At 69.3% G+C, this 21,254-nt stretch carries 22 protein-coding genes; 17 read left to right on the forward strand and 5 right to left on the reverse strand.

Annotated elements, in window-relative coordinates; all coding sequences use genetic code 11:
* Nucleotides 1-116: 116 nt before the first annotated feature.
* Nucleotides 117-854: a sulfurtransferase gene (locus SLW52_RS18335; protein ID WP_320740950.1), complete on the forward strand. Its 738-nt coding sequence runs from the start codon at nucleotides 117-119 to the stop codon at nucleotides 852-854.
* 133 nt (nucleotides 855-987) lie between these two features.
* Here SLW52_RS18335 and SLW52_RS18340 read toward each other — a convergent pair whose 3' ends face one another.
* On the reverse strand, nucleotides 988-1,794 hold the full coding sequence (locus SLW52_RS18340) for a glucose 1-dehydrogenase (RefSeq protein ID WP_320740949.1): 807 nt from the start codon (nucleotides 1,792-1,794) through the stop codon (nucleotides 988-990).
* A gap of 551 nt (nucleotides 1,795-2,345) precedes the next feature.
* On the opposite strand from SLW52_RS18340, the gene SLW52_RS18345 reads away from it, so the two are divergent.
* Both SLW52_RS18345 and SLW52_RS18350 read left to right on the forward strand, forming a co-directional pair.
* Nucleotides 2,346-3,344 (forward strand): LLM class flavin-dependent oxidoreductase, encoded by a 999-nt coding sequence (locus SLW52_RS18345; protein WP_017915383.1) that lies wholly within the window; start codon nucleotides 2,346-2,348, stop codon nucleotides 3,342-3,344.
* Between the two features lie 202 nt (nucleotides 3,345-3,546).
* Nucleotides 3,547-3,735, forward strand: coding sequence for a hypothetical protein (locus tag SLW52_RS18350; RefSeq protein WP_148829894.1), 189 nt, complete (start codon nucleotides 3,547-3,549; stop codon nucleotides 3,733-3,735).
* A gap of 32 nt (nucleotides 3,736-3,767) precedes the next feature.
* Here SLW52_RS18350 and SLW52_RS18355 read toward each other — a convergent pair whose 3' ends face one another.
* Complete coding sequence (locus SLW52_RS18355) at nucleotides 3,768-4,430, reverse strand: exopolysaccharide biosynthesis protein (RefSeq protein WP_017912618.1); 663 nt, start codon at nucleotides 4,428-4,430, stop codon at nucleotides 3,768-3,770.
* Nucleotides 4,414-5,757, reverse strand: coding sequence for a hemolysin family protein (locus SLW52_RS18360; protein ID WP_152238037.1), 1,344 nt, complete (start codon nucleotides 5,755-5,757; stop codon nucleotides 4,414-4,416). Before SLW52_RS18360 ends, SLW52_RS18355 begins: the two co-directional genes overlap by 17 nt.
* A 258-nt stretch (nucleotides 5,758-6,015) precedes the next feature.
* Between SLW52_RS18360 and SLW52_RS18365 the strand changes: the two genes are divergently transcribed.
* Together SLW52_RS18365 and SLW52_RS18370 are read left to right on the forward strand one after the other, a co-directional pair.
* The gene (locus SLW52_RS18365) at nucleotides 6,016-6,642 is read left to right on the forward strand and encodes a DUF47 family protein (protein WP_017911076.1); all 627 of its coding nucleotides are present in this window, start codon (nucleotides 6,016-6,018) and stop codon (nucleotides 6,640-6,642) included.
* Between the two features lie 85 nt (nucleotides 6,643-6,727).
* Complete coding sequence (locus SLW52_RS18370) at nucleotides 6,728-7,849, forward strand: inorganic phosphate transporter (RefSeq protein WP_048488977.1); 1,122 nt, start codon at nucleotides 6,728-6,730, stop codon at nucleotides 7,847-7,849.
* Between the two features lie 200 nt (nucleotides 7,850-8,049).
* On the opposite strand, the gene SLW52_RS18375 is transcribed toward SLW52_RS18370, so the two are convergent.
* Nucleotides 8,050-9,552 (reverse strand): S10 family peptidase, encoded by a 1,503-nt coding sequence (locus tag SLW52_RS18375; RefSeq protein WP_017911074.1) that lies wholly within the window; start codon nucleotides 9,550-9,552, stop codon nucleotides 8,050-8,052.
* 424 nt (nucleotides 9,553-9,976) lie between these two features.
* On the opposite strand from SLW52_RS18375, the gene SLW52_RS18380 reads away from it, so the two are divergent.
* The gene (locus SLW52_RS18380) at nucleotides 9,977-10,795 is read left to right on the forward strand and encodes a CDP-diacylglycerol diphosphatase (protein ID WP_320740948.1); all 819 of its coding nucleotides are present in this window, start codon (nucleotides 9,977-9,979) and stop codon (nucleotides 10,793-10,795) included.
* Between the two features lie 284 nt (nucleotides 10,796-11,079).
* Here the strand turns inward: SLW52_RS18380 and parE are convergent, their stop codons facing one another.
* A complete protein-coding gene (gene parE / locus SLW52_RS18385) occupies nucleotides 11,080-12,969 on the reverse strand; it encodes a DNA topoisomerase IV subunit B (protein WP_017911072.1) in 1,890 nt (629 codons plus the stop codon).
* 165 nt (nucleotides 12,970-13,134) lie between these two features.
* Between parE and SLW52_RS18390 the strand changes: the two genes are divergently transcribed.
* The 11 genes from SLW52_RS18390 (at nucleotide 13,135) to truD (ending at nucleotide 21,232) form a co-directional block, all read left to right on the forward strand.
* Nucleotides 13,135-13,389 carry a hypothetical protein gene (locus tag SLW52_RS18390; protein ID WP_010343426.1) on the forward strand — a complete coding sequence of 85 codons (255 nt, stop codon included), beginning with the start codon at nucleotides 13,135-13,137 and terminating at the stop codon, nucleotides 13,387-13,389.
* 137 nt (nucleotides 13,390-13,526) lie between these two features.
* Nucleotides 13,527-15,191 carry a CTP synthase gene (locus SLW52_RS18395; RefSeq protein WP_017912623.1) on the forward strand — a complete coding sequence of 555 codons (1,665 nt, stop codon included), beginning with the start codon at nucleotides 13,527-13,529 and terminating at the stop codon, nucleotides 15,189-15,191.
* Entirely contained in the window at nucleotides 15,188-15,475 is a 288-nt protein-coding gene (locus SLW52_RS18400; RefSeq protein WP_152236370.1) for a hypothetical protein, read from the forward strand. The genes SLW52_RS18395 and SLW52_RS18400 overlap by 4 nt, the downstream gene beginning before the upstream one ends.
* Complete coding sequence (kdsA, locus tag SLW52_RS18405; protein WP_017911068.1) at nucleotides 15,472-16,302, forward strand: 3-deoxy-8-phosphooctulonate synthase; 831 nt, start codon at nucleotides 15,472-15,474, stop codon at nucleotides 16,300-16,302. The genes SLW52_RS18400 and kdsA overlap by 4 nt, the downstream gene beginning before the upstream one ends.
* Nucleotides 16,303-16,387: 85 nt before the next feature.
* Entirely contained in the window at nucleotides 16,388-16,732 is a 345-nt protein-coding gene (locus SLW52_RS18410) for a hypothetical protein (protein ID WP_320740947.1), read from the forward strand.
* An 87-nt stretch (nucleotides 16,733-16,819) separates the two neighbouring features.
* Nucleotides 16,820-18,112 carry a phosphopyruvate hydratase gene (eno, locus tag SLW52_RS18415; RefSeq protein ID WP_017911066.1) on the forward strand — a complete coding sequence of 431 codons (1,293 nt, stop codon included), beginning with the start codon at nucleotides 16,820-16,822 and terminating at the stop codon, nucleotides 18,110-18,112.
* Between the two features lie 3 nt (nucleotides 18,113-18,115).
* Complete coding sequence (gene ftsB, locus SLW52_RS18420; protein WP_043095785.1) at nucleotides 18,116-18,478, forward strand: cell division protein FtsB; 363 nt, start codon at nucleotides 18,116-18,118, stop codon at nucleotides 18,476-18,478.
* The gene (ispD, locus tag SLW52_RS18425) at nucleotides 18,475-19,176 is read left to right on the forward strand and encodes a 2-C-methyl-D-erythritol 4-phosphate cytidylyltransferase (protein WP_193312591.1); all 702 of its coding nucleotides are present in this window, start codon (nucleotides 18,475-18,477) and stop codon (nucleotides 19,174-19,176) included. Before ftsB ends, ispD begins: the two co-directional genes overlap by 4 nt.
* A complete protein-coding gene (locus SLW52_RS18430; protein WP_152236373.1) occupies nucleotides 19,176-19,643 on the forward strand; it encodes a hypothetical protein in 468 nt (155 codons plus the stop codon). Before ispD ends, SLW52_RS18430 begins: the two co-directional genes overlap by 1 nt.
* A gap of 39 nt (nucleotides 19,644-19,682) precedes the next feature.
* Nucleotides 19,683-20,186 (forward strand): 2-C-methyl-D-erythritol 2,4-cyclodiphosphate synthase, encoded by a 504-nt coding sequence (ispF, locus tag SLW52_RS18435; RefSeq protein ID WP_152236374.1) that lies wholly within the window; start codon nucleotides 19,683-19,685, stop codon nucleotides 20,184-20,186.
* On the forward strand, nucleotides 20,183-21,232 hold the full coding sequence (truD, locus tag SLW52_RS18440) for a tRNA pseudouridine(13) synthase TruD (RefSeq protein ID WP_152236375.1): 1,050 nt from the start codon (nucleotides 20,183-20,185) through the stop codon (nucleotides 21,230-21,232). Before ispF ends, truD begins: the two co-directional genes overlap by 4 nt.
* The last annotated feature ends 22 nt before the right edge of the window (nucleotides 21,233-21,254 follow it).

Raw genomic sequence — 21,254 nt, forward strand, 5'->3', positions numbered from 1 at the left:
AGGCGACGCTGGCGCTTTGGGGCATGCCTCGACGCGCTTCGCCGAAGCGCCGGTGCGCGGGAGGCGCGGACCGTGCTGCTGCAGCGGTCGTGCGTCGCAGGCTCTAAAATGCGCCGATGATCGCCAACACCGCCGCCTACCACTTCGTCGCCATCGCCGACCCCGACGCGCTCGCCGCGCAATTGCACGCCTGGGCGCAGGACGGCGACCTGCGCGGCACGGTGCTGGTGGCGGGCGAGGGCATCAACCTGTTCCTGGCCGGCGCGCTGGCGGCGATCGACGGCTTCTACGCGCAGCTGGGCGCCGACCCGCGCTTCGCCGATCTGCGCGTCAAGACCAGCCCCAGTGCGCAGCAGCCGTTCGCGCGGCTGAAGGTCAAGGTCAAGCCGGAGATCATCAGCTTCCGCCGCGACGCCGCCTCGCCGCTGGAGGCAGAACGCGCGCCGGCGGTGGCGCCGGCCATCCTGCAGCGCTGGCTGCGCCAGGGCCACGACGATGCCGGCCGGCGCGTGGTGCTGCTGGATACGCGCAATGCGCAGGAAGTGGCCTACGGCACCTTCGCCGGCGCGCTGACCCTGCCGATCGTCAAGTTCACCGAGCTGCCGGAAGCGCTGGCCCCGCATCGCGCGGCGCTGGCCGACGCCACCGTGGTCAGCTTCTGCACCGGGGGCATCCGCTGCGAGAAGGCCGCGCTGTGGATGCGCGCCGACGGCATGGACAACGTGCTGCAACTGGACGGCGGCATCCTCGGCTACTTCGAGGAAGTGGGGGGCGAAGGCTACGACGGCCGCTGCTTCGTCTTCGACGAGCGCGTGGCGCTGGATCCGCAGTTGGAGCCGATGGTGGGCGGCTGATTGCCGCGGGATTGGGGATTCGGAATTGGGGATTGGCAAAGGCGGGTTGCTGCCAGCTATGCACGTGGCCCGTCAGGTAAGGCAACACCCGCTTTAACGAATCCCCAATCCCGACTCCCCAATCCCCACGCCCTCAGGCGTACTGCATCTTGCGCGTCATCCCGCCATCGACCACGAACTCCTGGCCGGTGATGAAGCCCGCCTGCGCCGACAGCAGATAGACCGCCAGCGCGCCGATGTCCGGTGGCGTACCGACACGACCTACCGGATGCTGTGCATGGTCCTGTCGCGACAGCTTGGGCGTGCGTCGCGCGTTCGGCTTGCGCCAAGCGTCGGTGGCGATCCAGCCGGGGCTGATGCAGTTGACCCGCACCGCCGGCCCGGCGCTGATCGCCAGCGCATGAGTGAAGGCAACCAGTCCGCCCTTGGACGCGGCGTACGCCTCGGTGTCCGGTTCGGACTGCTGCGCGCGGGTGGAGGCGATGTTGACGATGGCGCCGCCGCCGCGGCTCTCGCGCAACGCCGGCAGGGCATGTTTGCTGCACAGGAACGCACCGCCCAGGCTCGCCCCCAGCCGCCGGTTCCATTCGCGCAGCGACAATTGCGCCAGCGGGCCGGTATGCGGATCGGCGATCCCGGCGTTGTTGACCAGTCCATCGATGCGGCCGAACCGGGTCAGCGCGGCATCGACGAAGCGGCGCACGCTCGCTTCGGCGGCCACGTCGACGCGACGGAACAGCAGGCGTTCGCCGACGTCCAGCTCGGCCACGCAGGCACGCCCGGCATCGGCATCGAGATCGCCGAACACGACGTTGCCGCCAGCGCCCAGCACTGCCTGCACCACGCCGCGGCCGATGCCCTGGGCGCCGCCGGTGACCACCACCACACGGTCGCGTAAGGGCAGGGCTGGGACGGGGGCGGGCGGCGGAATCAGCGGCATGGCGGCGACCAGGAGAAAGCAGGGGGCGCCAGCGTAGCCGGCGCACCGTGCAACCGGCGTGGTAGCGCCGTAGTGCAGCTCGCCAAAGCCCCTCTCCCCTCGGGAGAGGGGTTGGGGTGAGGGTACGGCGCGCAGCGCTCGCGGGGGTTTGGCGACACGAGGCTTCGCCCGTACCCTCATCCGCCCCTTCGGGGCACCTTCTCCCGGCGGGAGAAGGGAGAAGCCAAAGCCCCTCTCCCACCGGGAGAGGGTGTGAGGGGACGGAGCGCGTAGCGCTCGCGCGGATCTGACGATGCGGGGCTTCGCCCGTACCCTCATCCGCCCCTGCGGGGCACCTTCTCCCGGCGGGAGAAGGGAGAGGCCAAAGCCCCTCTCCCACCGGGAGAGGGGTTGGGGTGAGGGTACGACCGCCAGCCAAGCATCCTCCTGCCCACACCAATACCCGCATCCACACCCACACCCAGCGCAAATCAGCGTTCCGGTCGCGCGCCCTGCAAGCGGCGCCGCGCGCCCCCATCTCGTCGGCATCGCCTGCAGGAACCCGCCTCACCATGATGCCGATCTCCATTCTCGACCTCGCCCCGGTCTGCGAAGGCAGCGACACCAGCGCCGCCTTCGCCAACATGCTGGACTTGGCCCAGCACGCCGAACGCTGGGGCTACCACCGCTACTGGCTGGCCGAGCATCACAACATGCCCGGCATCGCCAGCGCCGCCACCGCGGTGTTGATCGGGCACGTGGCCGGCGGCACCAGGCGCATCCGTGTCGGCGCCGGCGGCATCATGCTGCCCAACCATGCGCCGCTGCAGGTGGCCGAGCAGTTCGGCACACTGGCCTCGCTGTATCCCGGTCGCATCGACCTGGGGCTGGGGCGCGCACCCGGCACCGACCAGGCCACGGCACGCGCGTTGCGCCGTTACTTCGACAGTGCCGACCAGTTCCCGCACGACGTCGCCGAACTGCTGCGCTATTTCGAGCCGGCAGTCGACGGACAACTGGTGCGCGCCGTGCCCGGTGCCGGCATCGAGGTACCGGTGTGGCTGCTCGGCTCCAGCCTGTTCAGCGCGCGCCTGGCTGCGGCGATGGGCCTGCCGTTCGCCTTTGCTTCGCATTTCGCCCCGGACGCGATGGACGAGGCGCTGGCGGTGTATCGCCGCGAGTTCCGCGCTTCCACGCGCCTGCAGGCGCCATATGCGGTGCTGGCCCTGAACGTGGTGGCCGCCGCGTCCACGGCCGAGGCGCGGCGTCTGTTCACCACCCAACAGCAGAGCTTCGTCAACCTGCGCCGCGGCCGTCCCGGGCTGATTCCGCCGCCGATCGACGACATCGAGGCGTTCTGGGCGCCGCACGAGAAGCTGGGTGTGGAACGCGCACTGGCCTGCACAGTGCTGGGCGATGCCGACGCGGTCGCACAGGGGCTGTCCGACTTTGTCGCGCGGCACCGCCCGGACGAGTTGCTGCTGACTGCCAACATCCACGATCACGCGGCGCGCTTGCGCTCGTTCCAACTGGCGTCGGAGGCCTGGACGCAGGTCGCCGCGGCCGCGTGATGCGCGTATCTGCGCGGGTGTCTACACGCGCAGACGCGTGCGGGCGCTCATTGCCATATTTGCGTTGATGGGCATCACACCGCGCACCGCTTTCACGATGTCTTGATTTTCCCGGGTATGTCATCGTTTCGCGTCGCGCATCAGCGTGGCGTTCGGCCTCGGGACACGGCCGTACAACTGACGCGAACAGGGGGGATCGGCAATGAACGCACAGCATCCGATGGCGCCGGTGCACGAATGTGGACTGGAGGCGGCCTTGCAACAGATGAGCAAATGCCTGGAGCGCCTGCGCGCCCAGACGCCGGAACGCCCCGCCAAGGGTGCGTCCGTGCGGCCGTCGCACATGCGCAACGTGTTCGCCAGCGAGACGGAACTGTACCTGGTGAAGTAAGCGGGCAGCGGGCGCTCCACTGCCGCGTGCGCTCAGCGCAGCTTGTGCATCCACTCCCGGCCCAGGTCGACCACTTGGTCCGAGGCCAATCCCAGGCTCAGCGCCACGGCGATGCTGCCCAGCCACGACAGCAGCATCAATCCGCCGTCCCGTTCCAGCAGCGCCAGCGCGAACAGCAACAGCATCGCGCCGAAGGCGTAGTTGGTGAACGGAATCGGCAGCGACAGCAGGATCCCCAGCACGATCAGCAGCAGCCCACTGAAGGCGCGCGCCGGCAGGGTATCGACCAGCGCCGGCAGGCGCGGCTTGAGCAGTCGGTCCAGGCGTCGCAGCCACGGCGCGATGCGGCCGACGAAGCGCTGCATGGTGCGGCGGCGCGGCCCGCGCTCGCCGATGAAGCGCGGCAGCCACGGCTTGCGCAGGCCGATCAGCATTTGCAGGCCGATCAGCGTCACCAGCGGCCCGCTGATGCCGCCGGCCAGGCCCGGCACCGGCAGGAACGCCGGCAGGATCGCCACGAACAGGAACACGCCGAACGCGCTCTGCTGCAGGTCGGCGAGGATCAGCCGCAGCCGCAAGTGTTCGTCCGGGTCGCCGAGGACGAAGGTGTCGAGCAGGGTGCGGATGCCCTCGGCGCTGTAGCCGTGGTCGCCCTCGTGCGGCGCACCGCCGGGTGCGTCACCCGGTGATGTCATCGCTGTTCTCGTCCTGCAGCCTGCGCAGCAGCAGCTTGTCCACGCGCGCGCCGTCCAGGTCGACGATCTCGATGCGCCAGCCGGCCCAGTCGAAGAACTCGCCGGCGTGCGGGATGCGCCCGAAGTAGTAGATGCACAGGCCGGCCAGGGTGTTGTAGTCGCCTTCCTCGGCGCTGGGCAGCTCGGCGCCGCCCAGCAGTTCGCGCAGGTCCTCGATCGCCAGCGAACCGTCGATCAGCAGCGAGCCGTCGGCGCGGGTCACCACCAGCGCGTCCTCGTCGGCGTTGTCGGCCGACTGCAGGCGCCCGACCACCGCGCCCATCAGGTCGCTGATCGTCACCAGGCCCTGGATCTCGCCGTACTCGTCCACCACCAGCGCCATCGATTGCTGCTCTTCGCGGAAGATCTCCAGCAGCTTCATCGCGTGGGTGGACTCGGACACGAACAAGGTGTCGCGCAGGCTCTGGAACAATTGGGTGGCGTCGCCGTCCATGCGCGTGACCAGCGATTTCACCTCCAGCACGCCGGCGATGTCCTGGTCGCTGCCGCGGTACACCGGATAGCGCGAGAACTCGTGTTCGCGCATCACCTGCAGGTTGCGCTGCGGCTCGGCGTTGGCATCGAGCCAGGCGATGCGGTTGCGCGGGGTCATCAGGCTGTCGGCGGTGCGGTCGCCCAGGCGCATGACCCGGTTCATCATGTCGCGCTCGTGCGCGTCGATCACGCCGGCCTCGTGGCTCTCGGCCACCAGCATGCGGATTTCCTCTTCGGTCACCGAGGCCGACTCCTCCTTGCCCAGGCCGAGCAGGCGCAGCACCAGCCGGGTCGAGCGCGACAGCACCCAGACGAACGGCGCGGCGGCCTTGGCCAGCCAGCCCATGGGGATGGCGACGACGCCGGCGATGACCTCCGAACGGGTCAGGGCCAGGCGCTTGGGCACCAGTTCGCCGAAGATCAGCGTCAGGAAGGTGATCAGCACGATCGCCAGGGTCTTGCCGATCAGCGCCGACCACGGCTGCGGATCGCCGAACAGGGTGAAGTTGGCCGCCAGCGCCGGGAACAGCGCCTGCAGCTTGGCCGCGATCGCCACGCCCATGGCCTCGCCGCCGAAGGTACCGGTGAGGATGCCGATGGCGGTGATGCCGATCTGCACGGTGGACAGGAAGTGCTCGGGGTTCTCGGCCAGCGCCAGCGCCTTGGCCGCGCGCGTGCTGGACTGGGCCATCTGCTTCAGCCGGCTCTTGCGCGAGGTCATCAGCGACATCTCGGACATCGCGAAGAAACCGTTGAGCAGGATGAGGGCTGCAACGATCAACAGTTCAAGCATGCGCGCGCTCCTTGGCGCCAAGGAAAGCGGGGACATGGGCGCCATTGCGGCGCGGGGGAGGGGGTGTGGGGTGGTCGTCCATAGGGTGCGCCCGCGAAGGGCGCGGCGGCGATGGTAACAAACCCGGGCGGGGGCCGCGTCCACGCCGCGCCGACGTCGCCAGGGCCGGCCCGGGGCCGCGACTACCCGCAGGTGTCAGCAAACAGTCATAATTCCGCCCCAGTGCCGTCCTCCCCGCGACGGCGGGAAGCGCGTTGCATGTTTTCGTTGCAGACCATCTTCGGTTCCGGCAAGCAGTTCTACACCCTGCTCGACGAGGCGGCACAGGCCGCCTACGACAGCACCAAGGCCCTGCACGCGATGATGCGCGAGTCCGACCGGCAGCCGGCGCTGGACGGCTTCAAGCTGGCGCGCCTGCGCGAGCGCGCCGCGTCCGACAAGATCGGCCAGGCGCTGGTGGACAGCTTCATGACCCCGATCGAGCGCGAGGACATCGAGGCCCTGGGCTCGGCCCTGTACAAGATCCCCAAGCAGGTGGAGAAGTTCGCCGATCGCTATTCGCTGGCGATCCAGCACCTGGAGCACATCGATTTCGCGCCGCGCTCGGCGATGCTGGAGCAGGCCGCGGCGGTGGTCGTGGAGATGGTCCACGACCTGCGCCACATGAACCTGGACCGGATGAGCGCGCTCAACGACAAGCTGCGCTCGCTGGAGAACGAGGCCGACCGGCTGATGCTGGAGCTGTACCGCGACATCTACTCCGGGCGCCTGGACAACCTGCAGATGTTCCTGCTCAAGGAGTTCTTCGAAATCCTGGAGAAGGCCATCGACCGTTGCCGCGAGGCCGGCGTGGTGGTCTACCAGATCGTGCTGAAGAACTCCTGATGGACGCGCTGCGGAGTTGCTGCCTGCGCGGCCGTGGCGCCCTGCGCGCGCCGGCCGCCGCCGCCGCGTGCGTGGAGGCGCGCCGATGCTGACCCTGGTCCTGATCGTGATCCTGGCGGCGCTAGTGTTCGAGTTCATCAACGGCTTCCACGACACCGCCAACTCGATCGCCACGGTGGTCGCCACCAAGGTGCTCAGCCCCGGCTGGGCGGTGATGCTGGCCGCGGCGATGAACCTGGTCGGCGCGCTGACCGGCACCGCCGTGGCGATGACCATCGCCTCCGGCCTGCTGAACACCGACGTGGTCGCGGTGACCCCGCAGGTGGTGCTGTGCGCGCTGCTCGGCGGCATCGTCTGGAACCTGATCACCTGGTGGAAGGGCCTGCCGTCCTCGTCCTCGCATGCGTTGATCGGCGGCCTGTGCGGCGCCGGCCTGGCCGCCGCGCACAACAACTGGGGCGCGCTGATCTGGTCGCAGAACCTCGGCGACTGGGCCAAGAACAAGGGCCTGCTGTGGAAGGTGTTCGTGCCGATGGTCACCTCGCCGATCGCCGGCTTCCTGCTCGGCATCGCGGTGATGCTGCTGCTGTGGGCGGCGATCGCCGGCCTGGCCAAGCTGGGCGGCCCGCTCGGGCGGCTGGCGCGGCCGCGCTGGGTCAATGCCTTCTTCGGCAAGGCGCAGATCGCCTCGGCCGCGTACATGGGCTATGCGCACGGCCACAACGACGCGCAGAAGACCATGGGCATCATCGCCATGACCCTGATCGGCGCGCAGAGCACCGGCGCCCTGGACGACCTGCCGTCGTGGCTGGCGTTCCTGCATCCCGACGCCAGCCAGGGGCAGGGCATCGCCACCTGGATCGTGCTGACCTGCGCGGTGGTGATGGCCGCCGGCACCGCCTCCGGCGGCTGGAAGATCATCAAGACCCTGGGCCACAAGATGGTCAAGCTGCATCCGATCCACGGCTTCGCCGCGGAGACCAGCTCGGCCACGATCCTGACCCTGGCCGCGCACTTCGGCATGCCGGTGTCCACCACCCACAGCATCTCCACCGCGATCATGGGCGTGGGCTTCGCCAAGAACCCGCGCTCGCTGCGCTTCGGCGTCATCGAACGCATCGTCTGGGCCTGGATCCTGACGATCCCGGCCGCTGCCGGCGTGGCGTATCTGATTTTCCGCGGATTCGCCTTGGCTGGGTGGGTGTGAGTGGGGCGGGGATTCGGGAGTCGGGATTGGGGATTCGCTAAAGCGGGTTCCCGGCTAGCCTGATATCCCCATCCGCCGCACTGCGGCGGGATACAGCCGAGGCGCGGCTGTCGCGAATCCCGAATCCCAACTCTCCAATCCCGCTTCCAACGCCGGGAACCCGCCTTAGCGAATCCCTAATCCCGAATGCCCAATCCCCGCTAATTAGCCCGATACATCGCCATCACGTCCTGACGCAACGCGCGCTGGCTGTCGGCGCGGTTGTAGAACATGTGGCCGCCGGGGTAGTTCTTGACCTGCACGCGGGTCGGGTCGTTGCCCATCACCGGCATCTGGTCCACGGTCAGCACCGAGCCCATGAACGGGCACGACAGGTCGTTCCAGCCGTGCACGATCAGCACGCGCAGCTTCGGGTCGATCGCCACCGACTGGCGCAACTGCGTCACCGAACCCTTGCGCAGTTCGTCGTCCCAGTCCCACAGCCGGTTCACGTCGTAGTTCAGCGCCTCGTAGCGGGCGTCGACCTTCCAGCCGACCACGCGGGTCACGAAATCGACCATCGCGGTGGTGGTGGGGGCGATGATGCTGTCCAGCAGCGGGTCGTTGGCGCGCTGCTCGGGGGCGTTGGGGAACGGGTCGAAGGCGGTGACGTTGGAGTCGTAGCGGCTGCCCAGTTCGCCCTTGTCGCGGAACACCTCGCGCAGGTAGGCCTGGGTCTCCAGGCGGCCGCCGGCGCGGCGCACGAAGGCCGGGTCCAGGCCGGTCATCGCGGTCACCTGCTGGATCATGCGGGTGGTGCCGGCTGGGTCGGAGCGGCCGCGCAGCAGCGCGGTGACGTAGTCGCCGCGGGTGTAGTCGATCACCTGGCGCATCGCTTCCGGGGTCAGCTTGCCCTCGCGTTCCAGGCGTGCGGCGGTGATCGACGGCAGGGTCAGCATCCACGGCAGCGGCGAGACGTCGCCGTTGTCGTCCAGGGTCGGGTTCAGATACGGCGAGACCAGGACCACGCCGTTCATCGCCACGCCGAGCTTGGTCTGCAGGTAGTGGGTGATGCGCGGGCCGCGGAAGCCGCCGTAGCTTTCGCCGACCAGGTACTTGCGCGACTGCAGGCGCTGGTTCTTCAGCAGCCAGTCGTAGATGGTGCGCGAGAGGTATTCGATGTCGGCCTGCGGGTTGTAGAACTGCTTCTTGGCCTGCTCGTCGGGCACGCGCGAGCGGCTGAAGCCGGTGCCGACCGGGTCGATGAACACCAGGTCGGTGAAGTCCAGCCAGGTGCCGGGGTTGTCGCGCAGCTGCGCCGGCGCCGAGGCGCTGTCGCCCTCGCTGCCGAACGCCACCACCTTCGGCCCGATCGCGCCCAGGTTGAGGTACACCGAGGCCGCGCCGGGGCCGCCGTTGAGCGCGAAGGTGACCGGACGGTCCTTGCCGTCCATGGTGTAGGCGGTATAGACCACGTCGGCGACGACCTTGCCCTGCTTGTCCTTCACCGGCAGCGTGCCGACCTTGACCGTGTAGCGCAGGGTGCGACCGTCGAGCTGGGTGGATTGGCTGGTCTGCGCGTCGGCCGGCAGTGGCGCCGGTTCGGCGGCGGCGGGCTTGTCGCCCTTGTCGGCATTGCCCGCATCGGCATCGGCGGCCAGCGCCGCGGTCATCGGCATCGCCGCCAGCAGCACGGCCAGCAGCACGGAAGGGAAGGTCGGCACGGGCGGTCGCTCGCAGGAAGGGAGCCGGCATGCTAGGCCGCGGCGTCGGCGCGGCGGATGTGCACAAAGCCATGGTCGGTGGCGGCGCGGCCTAGGGCGCGTCACCCATTCCCGAGGATGCCGCGTTGGGTCTGGCAGGCGCGCTGCCGGCGTTGCGTGGCGCAGCGCCTGACTGGCCGTCAGGTCAAGCCGCGCGGCGCCGGCAGCGCGCCTGCCAGGCCCAACCCGAAGGGCCGCGGTTGCGCGCGCCCGTGGCCGCGTCATCGCTCGGGCGTGGACGGACGTCCACTTCCTCGCTCTTCCTTGCCACAGGCACGCGCAATCGCGGCGCGGCATGCTCGGGGATGGGTGACACGCCCTAGTCATGCCGGTTCATCGGCGCTGGCTACAATCGCCGGTCCGTCCCGTGTCCGGTCCGCTGCGCATGCCCGTCCTTCGTTTTCGCCTGCCGCTAAGCCTGTTCCTGGCGGCGTTGCTGGCCGGCTGCGCCAGCGTGCCAGCGCCGCCGTCCGTGGCCGAGTCGCCGGCGGCGCACGATCCGCATGCCCACGATCGCCAGCGCCTGTGGCGGCTGTTGAGCACGCGCTGCCTGCCGCAGGCGCGCGCCGGCGCCGATCCGGCCCCTTGCAGCGAAGTGCATGCCGAGCCCGGCCAACGCTATGCCTTGATGAAGGACCTGCGCGGCGACTACCAGTACCTGCTGATTCCGACGGTGCCGGTGAGCGGGATCGAAGATCCACGCGCGCGTGCCGCCGGCGCACCGAACTGGCTGGGCCTGGCCTGGCAGGCGCGCACCCGGGTCGAGCGGTTGTTGAACCGGCCGCTGCCGCGCGAACTGACCAGCCTGACGATCAACCCGCCCTCGGCGCGTTCGCAGGACCAGTTGCATGTCCATATCGATTGCCTGGCGCCGCAGGTGCGCGACCAGTTGCAGGCGATGCAGGCGTCGATCGGCCCTACCTGGGCGCCGTTGCCGCAGCCGCTGCACGGCCACGCCTATCGGGCGATGCGCGTGGAGGGCGAAGAACTGGATGCGAATCCGCTGACGCTGCTGGCGCGCAGCCTGCCGCCGCAGCAGAGCATGGTGCACCAGACCCTGGCGGTGGTCGGCGCGGCGTTCGATGGTCGCCCGGGCTTCGTGCTGCTGGCCGCCACGGCGCTTCCCGGCGATGGGGTTGGTGCGGAGGAACTGCAGGATCACGACTGCACCGGCGTGGTGCCGGCGGCGCCTGCGCGTGGCTGAGGGCCCAGGCGGCGTCAATGCCGCGCAGGCAACTGACGGCATCCGCCGGTCGTGCGGCGCGCAGGCAGGAATGTTGTGGGAGGGACTTCAGTCCCGACGGCATGATGCCCCGGCATCTGCCTGCTTCGCGCGTCGCGACTGAGGTCGCTCCCGCACGATGCTTTCGGGAGCAGTCACAACCCGCTAGTGCAAACCCGACACGGCTCTCGCCGAGCCGGCCGGGGAAGCGGCATCTGCACCACCGCGCACGCGCTGACTGGAAGCGCCAGCGCGCGCACCCGGCCTCAGACCTCCAGCGACGCCAGGTCGCCCTTGGTCTCCAGCCACTGCTTGCGGTCGCCGGCGCGCTTCTTGGCCAGCAGCATGTCCATCAGCGAGCGGGTCTGGTCGCCGTCGTCCACGGTCAGTTGCACCAGGCGCCGGGTGTCCGGGTGGATGGTGGATTCGCGCAGCTGCTGCGGATTCATCTCGCCCAGGCCCTTGAAGCGGGTGACGCTGACCTGGCCCTTGATCTTCTCGCGTTCGATCTTGTCCAGCAGAGAGCGCTTCTCTTCCTCGTCCAGCGCGTAGAACACCTGCTTGCCCACGTCCACGCGGAACAGCGGCGGCATCGCCACGAACACGTGACCGGCGCGCACCAGGGCGGGGAAGTGGCGCAGGAACAGCGCGGTCAGCAGGGTCGCGATGTGCAGGCCGTCGGAGTCGGCGTCGGCCAGGATCACCACCTTGCCGTAGCGCAGGCCGTCGATCTCTTCCTTGCCGGGGTCGCAGCCGATCGCGATCGCCAGGTTGTGCACTTCCTCCGAGGCCAGCACGCTGCCGGAGGCCACTTCCCAGGTGTTGAGGATCTTGCCGCGCAGCGGCAGGATCGCCTGGAAATCCTTGTCGCGGGCCTGCTTGGCGCTGCCGCCCGCCGAGTCGCCCTCGACCAGGAACAGTTCGGTGCGCGAGAGGTCCTGGCTGATGCAGTCGGCCAGCTTGCCCGGCAGGGCCGGACCCTGGGTGACCTTCTTGCGCACGATCTGCTTCTCGGTCTTCAGCCGCGCGCTGGCGCGGTCGATGGCGATCTGCGCGATGCGCGTGCCGGTCTCCACGTTCTGGTTCAGCCACAGGCTGAAGGCATCGTGCGCGGCGCCTTCGATGAAGCCGGCGGCCTGGCGCGAGGACAGGCGTTCCTTGGTCTGGCCGCTGAACTGCGGGTCGGTCATCTTCAGCGAGAGCACGAACGCCACGCGGTCCCACACGTCTTCCGGCGCCAGCTTCACGCCGCGCGGCAGCAGGTTGCGGAAATCGCAGAACTCGCGCAGCGCGTCGGTGAGGCCGCTGCGCAGGCCGTTGACGTGGGTGCCGTGCTGCGCGGTGGGGATCAGGTTGACGTAGCTCTCCTGCACCAGCTCGCCTTCCACCACCCAGGCCACCGCCCAGTCGACGATCTCGCGGTCCTTCTTCAGGCTGCCGACGAACAGCTCGGCCGGCAGCAACTCGCGCTCGGCCAGTTCGCCGCGCAGGTAGTCGCGCAGGCCGTCCTCGAAGTACCAGGTGTCCTGCTCGCCGGTGGCCTCGTCGTGCAGCTTGACGGTCAGGCCGGGGCACAGCACCGCCTTGGCGCGCAGCAGGTGGCGCAGTGCGCGCACCGCGAACTTCGGCGTGTCGAAGTACTTCGGATCCGGCCAGAAGCGCAGACGCGTGCCGGTGTTCTTCTTGCCGACGCTGCCGACGATCTCCAGCTTGGAGGCGGCGTGGCCGTCGGCGAAGGCCATGCGGTACTCGTTGCCTTCGCGCTTGATGAACAGTTCCACCCGATTGGACAGCGCATTGACCACGCTGACGCCGACGCCGTGCAGGCCGCCGCTGAAGGTGTAGTTGCGGTCGCTGAACTTGCCGCCGGCATGCAGCCGGGTGAGGATCAGTTCGACGCCGGAGATCTTCTCTTCCGGATGGATGTCCACTGGCATGCCGCGGCCGTCGTCGGACACCTCGCAACTGCCGTCCTTGTACAGCGTCACCTCGATGTGCCGGGCATGGCCGGCCAGCGCCTCGTCCACGGCGTTGTCGATGACTTCCTGTGCCAGATGGTTCGGCCGTGCGGTGTCGGTGTACATGCCGGGCCGGCGCTTGACCGGGTCCAGGCCAGAGAGAACTTCGATGTCGGCGGCGTTGTAGCGGGTATTCATGCGTCTCAGCAGGTGGCGCGAAGCAGATCCGGAAGTGTGCGGTCTGCGGCGGTTTTTTGCACGTCGCCGGTGTTCAGGGCGGGTGCGGGGGCTCCACGCTACGCTGGCCCTGGAAAAACCGCGACGTCGCCCACATCTTCGTCGCACGTCCCAAAGGAGTCCGCCATGAACGTTCGCAAGCTGTTGACCCTGGCCGCCCTGGTCGCCGCCGCGGTGGCCGTGCCGGTCGCGATGGCCCAGGCGCAGAGCGCCGATCCGGCCGCCTCCGGTGCCGCCGCCTACGAGGCGCAGGTCGCCAAGGAAAAGGCCGAGGCCGACGCCAAGGCCAAGCGCCGCGCCGCCGCGGCCGCCGAGCACAAGGCCGGCAAGGATGCCGCCGCGCCTAAGAAGGAAGAGGAAGAGGAAGCGCGCAAGCCTTGAGTTTGCGCAACGTTTCCTGCACACGACGCCCCGGTCGCCCGGGGCGTCGCTTTTTTGTGGGGCGGCTGTTGCGCAAAAGCGCTTGGGCAAATCCGCTTCACCCGTTAAACTATGGCTTTCCGGGAGGCCTTTGAGCCATGACCCCCCTGATCTTCGTTACCGGCGGCGTAGTGTCCTCGCTTGGCAAGGGCATCGCGGCCGCTTCGCTTGCGTCCATTCTCGAGGCACGTGGCCTGTCGGTCACGATGATGAAGCTGGACCCCTACATCAACGTCGACCCGGGCACGATGAGCCCGTTCCAGCACGGCGAGGTGTACGTCACCGACGACGGCGCCGAGACCGACCTGGACCTGGGGCACTACGAGCGCTTCGTGCGCACGCGCCTGTCGCGCAAGAACTCGGTCACCACCGGGCGCATCTACGAGAACGTGATCCGCAAGGAGCGCCGCGGCGACTACCTGGGCGCCACCGTGCAGGTGATTCCGCACATCACCGACGAGATCCGTCGCTGCGTGGATGAAGCCACCGCCGGCTACGACGTGGCCCTGGTCGAGATCGGCGGCACCGTCGGCGACATCGAGTCGCTGCCGTTCCTGGAGGCGATCCGCCAGGTGCGCACCGAGCGCGGCGCCGAGAAGGCCATGTTCATGCACCTCACCCTGGTGCCGTACATCGCCGCGGCCGGCGAACTGAAGACCAAGCCGACCCAGCATTCGGTCAAGGAACTGCGCTCGATCGGCATCCAGCCGGACGTGCTGCTGTGCCGCTCGGAGCAGGCGATCCCGGATTCGGAGCGGCGCAAGATCGCGCTGTTCACCAACGTCTCCGAGCGCGCGGTGATCAGCGCCGCCGACATCGACGTGCTCTATGGCATGCCGCTGGAGTTGCACCGGCAGGGCCTGGACGAGATCGTCATCGACCAGTTCAAGCTGCGCGACAAGGTCGGCGCGGCCAACCTGTCGGAGTGGGAAGCCGTGGTCGACGCGATCAAGCATCCGCTCGACGAGGTCACCATCGCCGTGGTCGGCAAGTACGTGGACCATCAGGACGCATACAAGTCGGTCGGCGAGGCACTCAAGCACGGCGGCCTGCGCCAGCGCACCAAGGTCAACCTGAAGTGGCTGGAAGCGCAGGACCTGGAAGGCAGCGACATGGCGGCCCTGGCCGACGTGGACGGCATCCTGGTGCCGGGCGGCTTCGGCGACCGCGGCTTCGAAGGCAAGGTGCTGACCTCGCGCTATGCCCGCCAGCACGGCGTGCCGTACTTCGGCATCTGCTACGGCATGCAGGCTGCGGTGGTCGACTATGCGCGGCATGTCGCCGGGCTGGACGCGGCCAACAGCACCGAGAACGACCGGCAGTCGCCGTACCCGGTGATCGGCCTGATCACCGAATGGCGCACCGCCACTGGCGATGTCGAGAAGCGCGACGAGAAGTCCGATCTCGGCGGCACCATGCGCCTGGGCCTGCAGGAGCAGCGGCTCAAGCCGGGCACGCTGGCGCGCGAGCTGTACGGCAAGGACGTGGTCGCCGAGCGCCATCGCCACCGTTACGAGTTCAACAACCGCTATCGCACCCAGCTCGAGGACGCCGGCCTGGTGATTGCCGCCAAGTCGATGGACGACACCCTGGTGGAGATGGTGGAGTTGCCGCGCGAGACGCATCCGTGGTTCCTGGCCTGCCAGGCGCACCCGGAATTCCTGTCCACGCCGCGCGACGGCCATCCGTTGTTCATCGGCTTCGTGCGCGCCGCGCGCGAGCGCAAGGCCGGCGGCAAGCTGCTCAAGGAAGCCAGGGCGTGACTGCGACCGGGCGCAGCAGCGAGAGCAGGGTCGCGCGCTGGTTCTTTGCGGCGGCGGTGCTGGTGTTTCCTGCGGCCTTGCTGGTCTATTTCTCCTGGCGCAGCAGCACCGGCTTGGCCGATAGCTATGGGATGGGGCTGATGTATTGCCTGATCGCGGCGGTGGGGCTATCTGCGCCGCTGGCGCTGATCGGCGCACTCATCTGGGCTGCCGGCAGGTTCGGCGGCGGCTCCGTCCCTGCGCCCCTCCCGCGCCCCTCTGAACCTCCGGAAGGTAATCAATGAAGCTCTGTGGATTCGACGTCGGCCTGGACCGGCCGCTGTTCCTGATCGCCGGCCCGTGCGTGATCGAGTCGATGCAACTGCAGCTCGACGTGGCCGGCAGGCTCAAGGAGATCACCGGCCGGCTGGGCATCAACTTCATCTTCAAGTCCAGCTTCGACAAGGCCAACCGCACCTCCGGCACCAGCTTCCGCGGCCCCGGCCTGGAAGAAGGGCTGAAGGTGCTGGAGGCGGTGAAGACCCAGATCGGTGTGCCGGTGCTGACCGACGTGCACGAATACACGCCGATGCATGAGGTGGCGGCGGTGGTGGACGTGCTGCAGACCCCGGCGTTCCTGGTGCGGCAGACCGACTTCATCAAGAACGTGTGCGCCGCCGGCAAGCCGGTCAACATCAAGAAGGGCCAGTTCCTGTCGCCGTGGGACATGAAGCCGGTGGTGGAGAAGGCCAAGTCCACCGGCAACGAGCAGATCATGGTCTGCGAGCGCGGCGCCAGCTTCGGCTACAACAACCTGGTCAGCGACATGCGCTCGCTGAGCGTGATGCGCGAGACCGGCTGCCCAGTGGTGTTCGACGCCACCCATTCGGTGCAGTTGCCGGGCGGGCAGGGCGGCAGTTCCGGCGGCCAGCGCGAGTTCGTGCCGGTGCTGGCGCGCGCGGCGGTGGCCGTGGGCGTGGCCGGCGTGTTCGCCGAGACCCATCCGGACCCGTCCAAGGCACTGTCCGACGGCCCCAATGCGTGGCCGCTGGATCAGATGGAAGCGTTGCTGGAAACGCTGATGGAACTGGACGCGGTGACCAAGAAACACGGGTTCTCGCGCTTCGCGTGAGGCGCGCGCCGCCGCCGCTGCGGCTGTGCCGATCCTGGCCGGGTGCGGGCTGCAGGGTGTTCGTCGCCTTCTCGGAGCCGCGGCGATGACCGCACCCGAGCGGGCCGGCGCCTGGCCTTGGGGGCTGTGTGCCTTGTTGTTGTCGTTGCTGGCTTGGGCGGCGCTGGCGGTGGCGCTGTTCGCCTTCGCCAGTGGGATTGGCACGCCCAGCCACGGCGACCATTTCCTGGCCATGCTGTTCTGGATGGTGATCGCCCTGCTGGTAGTGGCAGTGGCTGCGGTGGGCGCGACGATCGCCGCCGCGCTGAGTTGGACGCAGCGCCGCGGCCGCCTCCTGGCCGGCATCGCCGGCGGCCTGCTGCTGGCGATGCTGGTCTTGATCCTGCTCTTCCTCAGCGGAATCCCGCTGGGCCTGATGGGCGCCGGCTGAGGCGGGATTTGGCAAGGAACCGGCGGCCGGGGATAATCAGCCGGCATTCGTTTCCGCCCCCTCTTCCTACAGGTAACCGGCCCGCCCATGAGTACGATCCGCAGCATCCACGCCCGTGAAATCCTCGACAGCCGCGGCAATCCCACGCTGGAAGCCGATGTCATCCTGGAGGACGGTTCGTTCGGTCGTGCCGCGGTGCCTTCGGGCGCGTCCACCGGCACCAAGGAAGCGGTCGAGCTGCGCGACGGCGACAAGACCCGCTACCTGGGCAAGGGCGTGCGCAAGGCGGTGGAGAACGTCAACACCACCATCGCCGGCGCGCTGAAGGGCTTCGACGCCGCCGACCAGCAGGGCCTGGACCGCCGCCTGATCGACCTGGACGGCACCGAGAACAAGGGCCGCCTGGGCGCCAACGCGCTGCTCGGCGTCTCGCTGGCCAACGCGCATGCCGTTGCCGCCTCGCGCAAGCAGCCGCTGTGGCAGTCGCTGGCCGCGGGCAACACCGCGAACCTGGCGCTGCCGGTGCCGATGATGAACATCATCAACGGCGGCGCGCATGCCGACAACAACGTCGATTTCCAGGAGTTCATGGTGCTGCCGGTCGGCGCTGCCTCGTTCTCCGAGGCGCTGCGCGCCGGCACCGAGATCTTCCACGCGCTGAAGTCGGTGTTGAAGGGCCACGGCCTGTCCACCGCGGTCGGCGACGAGGGCGGCTTCGCCCCGGACTTCCGCAGCAACGTGGAAGCGCTGGACACCATCCTGGAAGCGATCGGCAAGGCCGGCTACACCGCTGGCGAGGACGTGCTGCTGGGCCTGGACGTGGCCTCCAGCGAGTTCTACGACAACGGCAAGTACCACCTGGTGGGCGAGGGCAAGCGCCTGACCAGCGAGCAGTTCGTCGACTTCCTCGCCGACTGGGCCGCGCAGTATCCGATCGTCAGCATCGAGGACGGCCTGGCCGAGGACGACTGGGCCGGCTGGAAGCTGCTCACCGACCGCATCGGCAGCAAGGTGCAACTGGTCGGCGACGACCTGTTCGTGACCAATCCGAAGATCTTCAAGCAGGGCATCGAGTCCGGCACCGCCAACGCGATCCTGATCAAGGTCAACCAGATCGGCACCCTGACCGAGACCCTGGAAGCCATCGCCATGGCCGACAAGGCCGGCTACGCGGCCATCGTCTCGCACCGTTCCGGCGAGACCGAGGACACCACCATCGCCGACATCGCCGTGGCCACCACCGCCACCCAGATCAAGACCGGCTCGCTGTGCCGCAGCGATCGCGTGGCCAAATACAACCAGCTGCTGCGCATCGAGGAAGCGCTCGGCAGCGCCGCGCGCTACGCCGGGCGCGACGCGTTCGTCTCGCTCAAGCGATAAGCCGTGCGCAACTGGCGCTGGCTGCTGCTGGTGCTGGCGGGACTGCTGGCGTGGCTGCAGTACCGTTTCTGGCTCGGCCCGGGCAATTCCGGCGAAGTGCTGGTGCTCGAAAGTCAGGTCGAGCACCAGAAGCGCGACAACGAAGGTCTGCAGCAACGCAACGCCGCGCTCGCCGCCGAGGTCAAGGACCTCAAGGACGGCGAGGCGGCGATCGAGGAGCGCGCGCGTAGCGAACTGGGCATGATCAAACCGGGCGAAAAGTTCTACCGCGTGGTCGAGAACGCGCCGGTGTCGACCGCGCCGGCCGGTACGGCAGCCGGCGCGCAGCCGGCGCCTGTGACGCCGGCGCCGGGCGAGCAGCCCTGATGGCCACCGTCTGGGCCGTGGTCCCGGCGGCTGGCCGCGGCACCCGTTTCGGCGGCGCCACGCCCAAGCAGTACCTGCAGGCGGGCGGGCGCCCGTTGCTGGCGCATGCCTTGGAAGCGCTGCTGGCGCATCCGGCGGTGGCCGGGGCGATGGTGGCGCTGGGCGTGGACGATGCACAGTGGCCGGGTTGGACCGAACTGGCTGGCAAGCCGGTCCTGACCTGCCTGGGCGCCGGCAGCCGTGCCGGCTCGGTGCTGGCCGCGTTGCATGCCTTGCCGGAGTCGGTGAAGGCGGACGACTTCGTGCTGGTGCACGATGCGGCGCGGCCGAACCTGGCGCTGGCCGACCTGGACCGGCTGCTGGAGGCGGGGCGCGGCGATCCGGTCGGCGCGATCCTGGCCGCGCCGGTGCGCGACACGCTCAAGCGCGCCGGCGACGACGGCGGCATCGATGGCACCGAACCGCGCGAGCGCCTGTGGCGCGCGCTGACCCCGCAACTGTTCCGGCGCATGCAACTGAGCCGGGCCCTGGAGCAGGCCGCCGCGGCCGGGGTCGAGGTCACCGACGACGCGATGGCGATGGAGTTGCTGGGGCTGCGGCCGCTGCTGGTCGAGGGCGCCGAAGACAATTTCAAGGTCACCACACCGGCCGACCTGGCGCGTTTCGAGTTCGAACTGTTCCAGCGGCAGGGCGGCTGATGCGGTTCGAGGACGCGGTGGCGCACGCCTGGCTGCAGCAGGCCGCGAACGCTGCGATCGTGGTCGATGGCGACGACATCCAGCACGAGGCCAATGCCAACCTGTGGGCGTTCTCGCCGCGCGAGGATCACGCCGCGGGCATCGACGTGGCGAGCGTGGCGCGGTTCGTGGAGGCGGCCGCCGACGATCGCCAGGCCACGCTGCGCGCGCAGGCGGCGCCGGCGATGACCTTCTACTGCTGGCATGATGGCCAGGCGCGGCAGTTGCGCTTCAGCCTGGTGTCGTCGGCGCACGGCCGTCTGCCGTTCCGCGTGCCGACCCGGCACACGCCGCTGCCGGCGCTGGTCGAACGCATCGTCCATGACGACTGGCTCAACCCGCTGTGGGGCGCAGCGGACGAACGAGAGGCCATGCCGGCGTCCGAGCCGCTCCCGGTTTACGTGCGCACGCTGCACTCCGGCGTCTGACCGCCGGACGGCGTCGACGCTTCTACGAACAGGATTCCCATGTCACACGATTCCCTTTCCGTTCCTCCCTTCCGCATCGGCCAGGGCTACGACGTCCACGCCTTCGGCGAGGGCGACCACATCATGCTCGGCGGCGTGCGCGTGGCGCACGAGCGCGGCGTACTCGCCCACAGCGACGGCGACGTGGCGATCCACGCCCTGTGCGACGCCTTGCTCGGCGCGCTGGCGCTGGGCGACATCGGCCAGCATTTCCCCCCGTCCGATCCGCGCTGGAAGGGCGCCGACAGTGCGCAGTTTCTCGATCACTGCGTCGGCCTGCTGCACGCGCGCGGCTGGCGCCTGGGCAATGCCGACATCACCGTGATCTGCGAACGGCCCAAGGTCGGCCCGCATGCGCAGGCGATGCGCGAGCGCCTTGCGGCGCTGTTGCAGGTCGAACTGGACTGCGTGAGCGTCAAGGCCACCACCAGCGAGAAGCTCGGCTTCACCGGCCGTGGCGAAGGCATCGCGGCGCAGGCCGTGGCCCTGCTGGTGGCGCTGTGAGCGAGTTGCCGCGTGCGTTCGGCGCCGCGCCGTTGCAGGCGCGCATGCGCAGCACCGCCGAGGATTTTCAGGTCGACGAACTGCCCGCGTTCGCGCCCAGCGGCGAGGGCGAGCACCTGCTGCTGACCGTGCGCAAGCGCGGCATGAACACCGCCTTCGCCGCGCGCCGCCTGGCGCAGTGGGCCGGGGTGGCGGAACTGGCGATCGGCTACGCCGGCATGAAGGACCGCCATGCGGTCACCACCCAGCGCTTCTCGGTGCATCTGCCCAAGCGTGTGGCGCCGGCGCTGGACAGCTTGCAGGACGCGGATCTGCAGGTGCTGGAAGCGCACTGGCACAACCGCAAGCTGCCGCGTGGCGCGCTGGCCGGCAACGGCTTCGTGCTGGTGTTGCGCGAGGTGCGCGGCGAGCGCGGCGCGATCGAGACGCGGCTGGCGCAGATCGCCGCGCGCGGCATTCCCAACTGGTTCGGCGAACAGCGCTTCGGCCGCGATGGCGGCAACGTCGGCGCCGCGCTGGCGATGTTCGGCGGCCGCCGCGTGCGCCGCGAGCAGCGCTCGCTGCTGCTGTCGGCGGCCCGTTCGGAGCTGTTCAACCGGGTGCTGGCCGCCCGCGTGGCCGCCGGCAACTGGGACAGCGCGCTGGACGGCGAAGTGTGGATGCTCGACGGCAGCCGCAGCGTGTTCGGTCCGGAGCCGTGGTCGGAGGCGCTGGCCGAGCGCTTGCAGCGCTTCGACATCCATCCGTCCGCGCCGCTGTGGGGCGCCGGCGAGCTGCGCAGCGCCGAGGCGGCGCGTGCGCTGGAACTGGCGGTGCTGGACGAGGCGGTCGCGCAGCGCCTGCGCGACGGCCTGGAGCGCGAGGGCCTGAAGCAGGAGCGGCGGGCGACCCGCCTGCGCGTGGCCGACCTGCAATGGCGCTGGCTGGACGGGCAGGACGACGCGCTGGAACTGCGCTTCGCATTGCCGCCGGGCAGCTACGCCACGGCACTGCTGCACGAACTCGGCCAGGTCGAAGAGGCGCCGCAGGCCTCCACCGAGGCCTGAGCGCAGCCGACGCCTGCCGCGT

It is taken from the genome of Xanthomonas sp. LF02-5, from assembly GCF_034105325.1.
Taxonomy (GTDB): Bacteria; Pseudomonadota; Gammaproteobacteria; order Xanthomonadales; family Xanthomonadaceae; genus Xanthomonas_A; species Xanthomonas_A sontii.

Bases quoted from the DNA above. Each gene is read 5' to 3' on its own strand.
- parE (WP_017911072.1), bottom strand. From the start codon at position 12,969: ATGAATACCCGCTACAACGCCGCCGACATCGAAGTTCTCTCTGGCCTG.
- SLW52_RS18360 (WP_152238037.1), bottom strand. From the start codon at position 5,757: ATGCTTGAACTGTTGATCGTTGCAGCCCTCATCCTGCTCAACGGTTTC.
- SLW52_RS18380 (WP_320740948.1), top strand. From the start codon at position 9,977: ATGCCCGTCCTTCGTTTTCGCCTGCCGCTAAGCCTGTTCCTGGCGGCG.
- SLW52_RS18390 (WP_010343426.1), top strand. From the start codon at position 13,135: ATGAACGTTCGCAAGCTGTTGACCCTGGCCGCCCTGGTCGCCGCCGCG.
- SLW52_RS18355 (WP_017912618.1), bottom strand. From the start codon at position 4,430: ATGACATCACCGGGTGACGCACCCGGCGGTGCGCCGCACGAGGGCGAC.
- SLW52_RS18350 (WP_148829894.1), top strand. From the start codon at position 3,547: ATGAACGCACAGCATCCGATGGCGCCGGTGCACGAATGTGGACTGGAG.
- SLW52_RS18410 (WP_320740947.1), top strand. From the start codon at position 16,388: ATGACCGCACCCGAGCGGGCCGGCGCCTGGCCTTGGGGGCTGTGTGCC.
- SLW52_RS18345 (WP_017915383.1), top strand. From the start codon at position 2,346: ATGATGCCGATCTCCATTCTCGACCTCGCCCCGGTCTGCGAAGGCAGC.
- SLW52_RS18370 (WP_048488977.1), top strand. From the start codon at position 6,728: ATGCTGACCCTGGTCCTGATCGTGATCCTGGCGGCGCTAGTGTTCGAG.
- ispF (WP_152236374.1), top strand. From the start codon at position 19,683: ATGTCACACGATTCCCTTTCCGTTCCTCCCTTCCGCATCGGCCAGGGC.
- SLW52_RS18395 (WP_017912623.1), top strand. From the start codon at position 13,527: ATGACCCCCCTGATCTTCGTTACCGGCGGCGTAGTGTCCTCGCTTGGC.
- SLW52_RS18340 (WP_320740949.1), bottom strand. From the start codon at position 1,794: ATGCCGCTGATTCCGCCGCCCGCCCCCGTCCCAGCCCTGCCCTTACGC.
- SLW52_RS18365 (WP_017911076.1), top strand. From the start codon at position 6,016: ATGTTTTCGTTGCAGACCATCTTCGGTTCCGGCAAGCAGTTCTACACC.
- SLW52_RS18335 (WP_320740950.1), top strand. From the start codon at position 117: ATGATCGCCAACACCGCCGCCTACCACTTCGTCGCCATCGCCGACCCC.
- eno (WP_017911066.1), top strand. From the start codon at position 16,820: ATGAGTACGATCCGCAGCATCCACGCCCGTGAAATCCTCGACAGCCGC.
- SLW52_RS18430 (WP_152236373.1), top strand. From the start codon at position 19,176: ATGCGGTTCGAGGACGCGGTGGCGCACGCCTGGCTGCAGCAGGCCGCG.
- kdsA (WP_017911068.1), top strand. From the start codon at position 15,472: ATGAAGCTCTGTGGATTCGACGTCGGCCTGGACCGGCCGCTGTTCCTG.